Raw genomic sequence first — 5,979 nt, 5'->3', positions numbered from 1 at the left:
CCGCCGGGGAGTTCTCCGCCGCCGCCTGCTTCGACGGCGACGTGTCGCGCGGGCCGGTGGCGCTGCGCTGGTCCGACGGGGTCCTGGTGGTGGTCGAGCCGGGCGCCGCCGAGGCGGGGTCGTCGGAGTTCACCGTCCTGCCCGGCCTGGTCGACACCCACGTGCACCTCGTCGGCGACGCGGCGGGCTCGGGCACCGACTTCCTCAGCTGGCCGCTGGTCACGACGCGCGAGGAGCAGGTGCTGCACGGGCTCGCGCACGCCCAGCGGGCGCTGGCCGGCGGGGTGACCACGCTGCGCGACCTGTCCGCCGACGAGCGCCAGGTGGCGCTGCGGCGCGCGGGGGACGCCGGGCTCGTCGTCGCCCCCCGGATCCTCGCCTCGGGGGTGGTCGGGATGACCGCCGGTCACGCGGACCTGTTCGTCCCGCCCGCGCACCCGCTGCGCGGACCGGTCGCCGACAGCCCGGACGAGTGCCGCCGCCTGGTGAGGACCTGGGCCCGGGCGGGGCTGGACGGCATCAAGATCATGACGAGCGGCGGGGTGCTCTCCAGCGGCGACCGGGCCGGCTGGCGCAACCACACCCGGGCCGAGGTGGCCGCCACGATCGACGAGGCCCACGCCCTGGGGCTGCTGGTCGCGGCCCACGCCCACACCGAGGCGGGCATCGCGGTCGCCCTCGAGGAGGGGGCGGACTCGATCGAGCACGCCACCGGGATGACCGCCGCGCAGGCGGACCTCCTCGCGGCCGCCGGGACCCCCGTCGCGCCGACCCTGCTCATCAACGAGGCCATCGCCACCGGGCGCGTACCGGTCTCCGCCGAGGCCCGCGAGAAGGCCGCCGCGCTCGTCGAGCGACGGGACGCGCTGCTGCGCGACGCGGCCGACCGCGGGGTCCGGTTCGTCCTGGGGACCGACGCCAACGGGTTCCACGTCGACTTCGGCGACCAGATGGCCGAGGTGCGGCGGATGGCCGCCGTCTTCGGGTGGTCGCCGCCGGAGGCCCTGCGGGCCGCGACGTCCCGGGCGGCGGACGCGATCGGCCGCGGGGCGGGCCCGGGCGCCCTCGGCCGCCTCGTCCCCGGCGCCGCCGCCGACCTCGTCGTGCTGCGCGGGCGGCCTGCCGAGGACCTGGCGCAGCTCGACGTGTCCCGGATCGTCGCGGTGGTCTCCCGCGGTCGCGTGGTCGCGGGCGCCCTCCCGGGCGGGGGTTCCTGACGTGCGCGTGGCCGAGCTGCGCGGCGGGCGGCGGGTCGCCGTGGTGCTGGAACCCGGTGAGGACCTGTTCGGCGGGATCGCTCAGGTCTGCCGCGACCTCGACGTGCGGCAGGCCTACGTGCCGGTCTTCCTCGGGGCCTTCTCCACGGCCGAGCTGATCGGGACGTGCGGGCCGGTGCCGGATCCGGACCTGCCGATGACCGACGTCGTGCACCTGGACAACACCGAGGGGTCCGGGTCCGGGTCGATCGCCTGGGAGGAGGCGACCGGTCGCGTCTCGGTGCACCTGCACGCCTCGCTCGGGTTGAAGAGCCGGTCGGCGACGGCGCACGCGGGGCACCTGCTCGCGGCGCGCGTCCAGTACGTCGTCGAGCTCGTCCTCGAGGAGGTCGTGGCCCCCGGCCTGCTGCGCGTGCCGCACCCGGGCGCCCGCGGCATCCCCGCGCTCGCCTTCGCCTCGCCGCCCCCGGGGACGGCCTGAGGTGCGCTCACCCGCCGCCCGCGTCCCAGCGCCGGCGCAGCACCAGCGCGAGGAAGAGGTCGGTGCGGTCGGCGACCGTCGTCAGGTCGCGGCCCGTGAGCTCCTCGACCCGCTGCACGCGGTAGCGCAGCGTGTTCACGTGCACGTGCAGCACCTCGGCTGCGCGCTGCCAGGACCCCGCCGCGTCGAGGAACACCTCCACCGTCTGCACGAGCCGCGAGGAGTGCGCGGCGTCGTAGGCCTCCAGGGGGCCGAGGACCCGGTCGGCGTAGGAGTCGCGCAGGGCCGCGGGCAGCGCAGCCATCAGGAGCTCGTGCGTCTGGACGTCCTGCCCGGAGACGACGACGACCGGCCCGGCGCCGGCCCCGGCGGCCCGGTGCCGCTGCCGGGCGGTGTCCAGCGCCACGGTCAGCTCACCGGGGGCCCGGGCCGGCCCGCCGACGCCGACGAGCAGCCGGTGCTCGCGGAGCAGCGGGGCGCTGCGGTCGGCCACCCCGCGCACCGCCGCGACGACGGCGTCGTCCGCGGCGCCCGGCCCGTTCACCAGCAGCACCGCGGCGCCCGCGCGGACGCACCCGGCGACCGAGCGGCCCTCGCCCGTCAGCGCCTCGCTGAGCACGCGCAGCGCGACCTGGTCCGGGACACCCGACCCGCTGAGGGTCCCGACGACGACCGCGGTCGGCTGGCGGGGGTCGGCGCCGAGCAGGCGCTGGTGGGCCGCGAGCTCCCCGGCCCCGGCGGAGTCGGCGGTGAGCAGGGCGACGAGCTCCGCGACCCGGCGCTGCTCGGCGTCGCGCTGGGCGTCGGCCAGCTCCAGCTCCAGGCCCAGGACGCCGAGGGCGGCCTCGACCGCGTCCAGGACGGCGAGCCCCGGCCCCGCGGGGCGGGGCTCCGGTCCCCGGCCGTCCTCGCGATGGCCGTCCTCGCGATGGCTGTCCTCGCGGTGGTCGCCCGCGAGGAACAGGTGCCCCGGCGTGCGGTCGCCGGCGCCGCGCAGCCGCCACATCGTCCAGGTCGGCGCCCAGCCGGCCTCGCCGACGTCGACCCGCTGGACCAGGAGCGGCCCGCTCGCGCGCAGCGCCGCCCGCCACAGGTTCTGCCGCACCGTCCCGGGGAGGTCCGCCGCCCGGCCGACGCCTCCCGCGACCTCCCCCGTGGGCAGCAGCACGAGACCCTCCGCGGCCGTCTCGGCGTGCAGGAGCTCCAGGACGCCCACGACCCCGCGGCCCCGGCTGACCGCCTCCACGAGGTCGCGGTGCAGCCCCAGGGTGCGCGCGACCGCCAGGCCGCGCTCCGCCAGGGCGCGGTGCATGACGACCTCGCAGACGGCCACGAACGAGCGGTCCTGGGCGATCAGCAGCAGCGGCAGCCCCTGGCGGTCGCAGGCGGCGAGGAGTTCCGGCGGGACCCGCCCGAGCGTGAGGACGCCCACGACGACCCCCACACCGCCGGCGCCCGCGACGCCGGCGACGAACCGCTCGCAGCAGGCGGCCGCGTCCTCGTCGCGGAACCACTGTCCGCTGGTGAGCACCAGGTCGCCCGCGCGCAGGTAGCGCCCCGGGTCGGGCAGGTCGGTGACGTAGCCGCGCCGCACGGTGGCGGTCGACCCCTGCGCGGCGCCGGTCAGCGGGCGCAGGCCGAGGTCCTCCCGGCGCACGAGGTCCCGCAGCTGCACGGGGTCATCATGCGCGTCCGCTCCCGGCCGTCCGGAACCGCCCGGCGAGGAAACACGCCCGTAACCGCCCGTTCCCTACCCTCGCGGGAACCCGACCGCTGGAGGACCGCCCCGTGCCGGACGACCTGACGCCCCCGACGAACTCCCGCCAGGCCGCGGAAGGCCTCCGCCTCACGGGGCTGACGAAGGAGTTCGTCTCCTCCCGGCGGGTCGTGACCGCCCTGGACGACGTGCACCTGAGCACCCCCCGCGGGTCGTTCCTGTCCCTGCTCGGACCCTCCGGCTGCGGCAAGTCGACCGTCCTGCGGATCCTCGCGGGTCTCGACGCGCCCACCTCCGGCACGGCGACGATCGACGGCGAGGACCCGGAGGCGCTGCGGCGCAGCGGGAGGCTGGGCATCGCCTTCCAGGACGCGGCCCTGCTGCCCTGGCGCAGCGTGGAGTCGAACCTCCGGCTGCCCGCCCAGGTGTCGGGGCGCCGGCCGGACCGGGCGGAACTCGCCGCGCTCATCGACCTCGTGGGTCTCACGGGGTTCGAGAAGGCCCGGCCGGCACAGCTGTCCGGGGGGATGCGCCAGCGGGTCTCCATCGCCCGGGCGCTCGCCGCGTCCCCCGAGGTCCTGCTGCTCGACGAACCGTTCGGGGCGCTGGACGACATGACGCGGCAGCGGCTGAACCTCGAGCTGCAGCGCATCTGGACGGAGAAGCCCGCGACGACGCTGATGGTGACGCACGGCGTCACCGAGGCGGTGCTGCTGTCCGACGCGGTCGCCGTGATGTCGCCGCGCCCCGGCCGGATCCTCGAGGTCGTCCCCGTCGACCTGCCCCGCCCGCGCACGGCCGACCTGCTGCGCAGCCCCGAGTTCCACGCGATCGCCGACCACCTCTCGGAACTGCTGTTCGGCGGCGTCGCGGCCGGGGGCTCGCGGTGAGCGCCGGAACCGGCGTCCGCGCCCCCGGCGCGGCACCCGCCCCCGTGCGGACGAGGGGGCGGCGCCGCGCGCCCGACTGGGCTCCCGGCGCCGCCGGCTGCCTCGCGGTCCTCCTGGCGTGGGCGCTCGTGTCGGTCACGGTGTTCCGCACCAGCGGAGCCGTGCCGACACCGTGGTCGGTCGTCGCGGAGCTGGGCCGCTCCGGCTGGTCGTTCTACGCGCAGAACGTCGGCGTCACCGTGCGCGGGGCCGCGCTCGGCTACCTCTACGGCAACGTCGTCGCGCTGGCGGTGGCGGTGCTCGTGCTGCTCGTGCCGGCCTTCGACGGGCTGGCCAGCCAGCTCGCCGTCATCAGCTACTGCATGCCGCTCACGGCGATCGGGCCGATCGTCCTGGTGGTGTTCGGCGGCCGGACGCCGACGGTGTTCCTGGCGGCGATCTCTTGCATCTTCACCACGCTCATCGGGGCCCTGCTGGGGCTGCGCGCGGCCGACCCCGTCGCCCTGGACCTCGTCCGGGGCTTCGGCGGCGGCCGCGTCCAGCAGGTGGTGCGGGTCCAGCTGGTGGCGGCGCTGCCGAGCCTCGTGGCCGCGCTCCGGATCGCGGCACCCGCCGCGATGCTCGGCGCGGTGGTGGGGGAGTACCTCGGTGGCGTCGACTCGGGTCTCGGCGTGGTCCTCACGGTGGCGCAGCAGCAGAACGACGTGCCGCGCACCTGGGCGCTGGCGGTGGTGTGCGGGCTCGTGGCCGCGCTCGCCTACCTCCTCCTCGGGGTGCTGGGCCGGCTCGTGACGCCGTGGGCGCGCACGGCGGAGGAACGTCCGTGAACGCCCGGTCGCCGGGCTCCGCCGTGTTGCGGCTCGTGGCCCCGCTGGTCCTCTCGGCCGTCGTGGTCGTCGCGCTCTGGTGGGGCTTCCTGCGCGTCTACGACGTCAGCCCCCTCGTCGGCAAGCCGCCGCAGCAGGTCTGGGCCTACCTCACGGCGGGACCGGAGGCCGCCGCCCACCGCGCCGTCGTCGGCGGGAACCTGCGGCGGACGCTCGTCGACGCCGCGTACGGGTACGCGACGGGGCTCGTGGCCGCGATCGCCGTGGCCCTCGCGTTCAGCCTTCGGCGCTCGGTCGAGCGGGCGTTCATGCCCATGGCGACACTGCTGCGGTCGGTGCCCCTGGTGGCGACGACGCCCCTGCTCATCCTGGCCTTCGGACGCGGGGTCCTCGCGACCGCCGTCATCGGTGCCGTCATCGTCTTCTTCCCCGCCCTCGTCAACGTCGTGGCCGGGTTGCGCTCGGCGTCGGCGCAGACGACCGACGCCGTCCTCGCCTTCGGCGGGTCCCGGGCCGACGTCCTGCTGCGCGTCGCGCTGCCCACCTCGCTGCCGGCGGTGTTCGCCTCGGCCCGCATCGCGGTGCCCGGTGCGCTCATCGGTGCGCTCATCGCCGAGTGGCTGGCCACGGGCGCGGGACTCGGCGGCAGCATCCTGCGGGCGGCCGGCGGGTTCCGCTACGACGAGCTGTGGGCCAGCGTCGCCGTGCTGACGGCCGTGTCCGTGCTCGTCTACACCCTCGTCGGGGTCGTCGAGTCGCTCGTGCTGACGGTGTGGACGGGCCGCCGCTGACGGCGCCCTAGGGTGAGGCCGCATGAGCGGAGCAGGTGGGGCGGGGCGCCTGGGGC

6 protein-coding genes are annotated in these 5,979 nt (G+C 76.9%); 5 read left to right on the top strand and 1 reads right to left on the bottom strand.

Features of this window, described 5'->3' with window-relative positions; translation table 11 throughout:
• Together GTR02_RS18965 and GTR02_RS18960 are read left to right on the top strand one after the other, a co-directional pair.
• A partial coding sequence (locus tag GTR02_RS18965) for an amidohydrolase family protein (RefSeq protein ID WP_166609043.1) occupies positions 1–1,217 on the top strand: 1,217 nt, incomplete at its 5' end.
• Between the two features lies 1 nt (position 1,218).
• Positions 1,219–1,698, top strand: coding sequence for a PCC domain-containing protein (locus GTR02_RS18960; protein WP_166609042.1), 480 nt, complete (start codon positions 1,219–1,221; stop codon positions 1,696–1,698).
• A 7-nt stretch (positions 1,699–1,705) separates the two neighbouring features.
• On the opposite strand, the gene GTR02_RS24005 is transcribed toward GTR02_RS18960, so the two are convergent.
• On the bottom strand, positions 1,706–3,373 hold the full coding sequence (locus GTR02_RS24005; RefSeq protein WP_166609041.1) for a helix-turn-helix domain-containing protein: 1,668 nt from the start codon (positions 3,371–3,373) through the stop codon (positions 1,706–1,708).
• Between the two features lie 113 nt (positions 3,374–3,486).
• Here GTR02_RS24005 and GTR02_RS18950 point away from each other — a divergent pair, with 113 nt between their 5' ends.
• Genes GTR02_RS18950 through GTR02_RS18940 form a run of 3 tightly spaced genes read left to right on the top strand, consistent with a single transcriptional unit; the run spans position 3,487 to position 5,923 of the window.
• Positions 3,487–4,305 carry an ABC transporter ATP-binding protein gene (locus tag GTR02_RS18950; RefSeq protein WP_338073925.1) on the top strand — a complete coding sequence of 273 codons (819 nt, stop codon included), beginning with the start codon at positions 3,487–3,489 and terminating at the stop codon, positions 4,303–4,305.
• On the top strand, positions 4,302–5,132 hold the full coding sequence (locus tag GTR02_RS23430) for an ABC transporter permease subunit (RefSeq protein ID WP_205709614.1): 831 nt from the start codon (positions 4,302–4,304) through the stop codon (positions 5,130–5,132). Before GTR02_RS18950 ends, GTR02_RS23430 begins: the two co-directional genes overlap by 4 nt.
• A complete protein-coding gene (locus GTR02_RS18940; protein ID WP_205709613.1) occupies positions 5,129–5,923 on the top strand; it encodes an ABC transporter permease subunit in 795 nt (264 codons plus the stop codon). The genes GTR02_RS23430 and GTR02_RS18940 overlap by 4 nt, the downstream gene beginning before the upstream one ends.
• Positions 5,924–5,979 lie beyond the last annotated feature (56 nt).

Source organism: Kineococcus siccus (assembly GCF_009906795.1).
GTDB classification, from domain to species: domain Bacteria; phylum Actinomycetota; class Actinomycetes; order Actinomycetales; family Kineococcaceae; genus Kineococcus; species Kineococcus siccus.
This window is presented reverse-complemented; position numbering and strand designations above follow the sequence as displayed.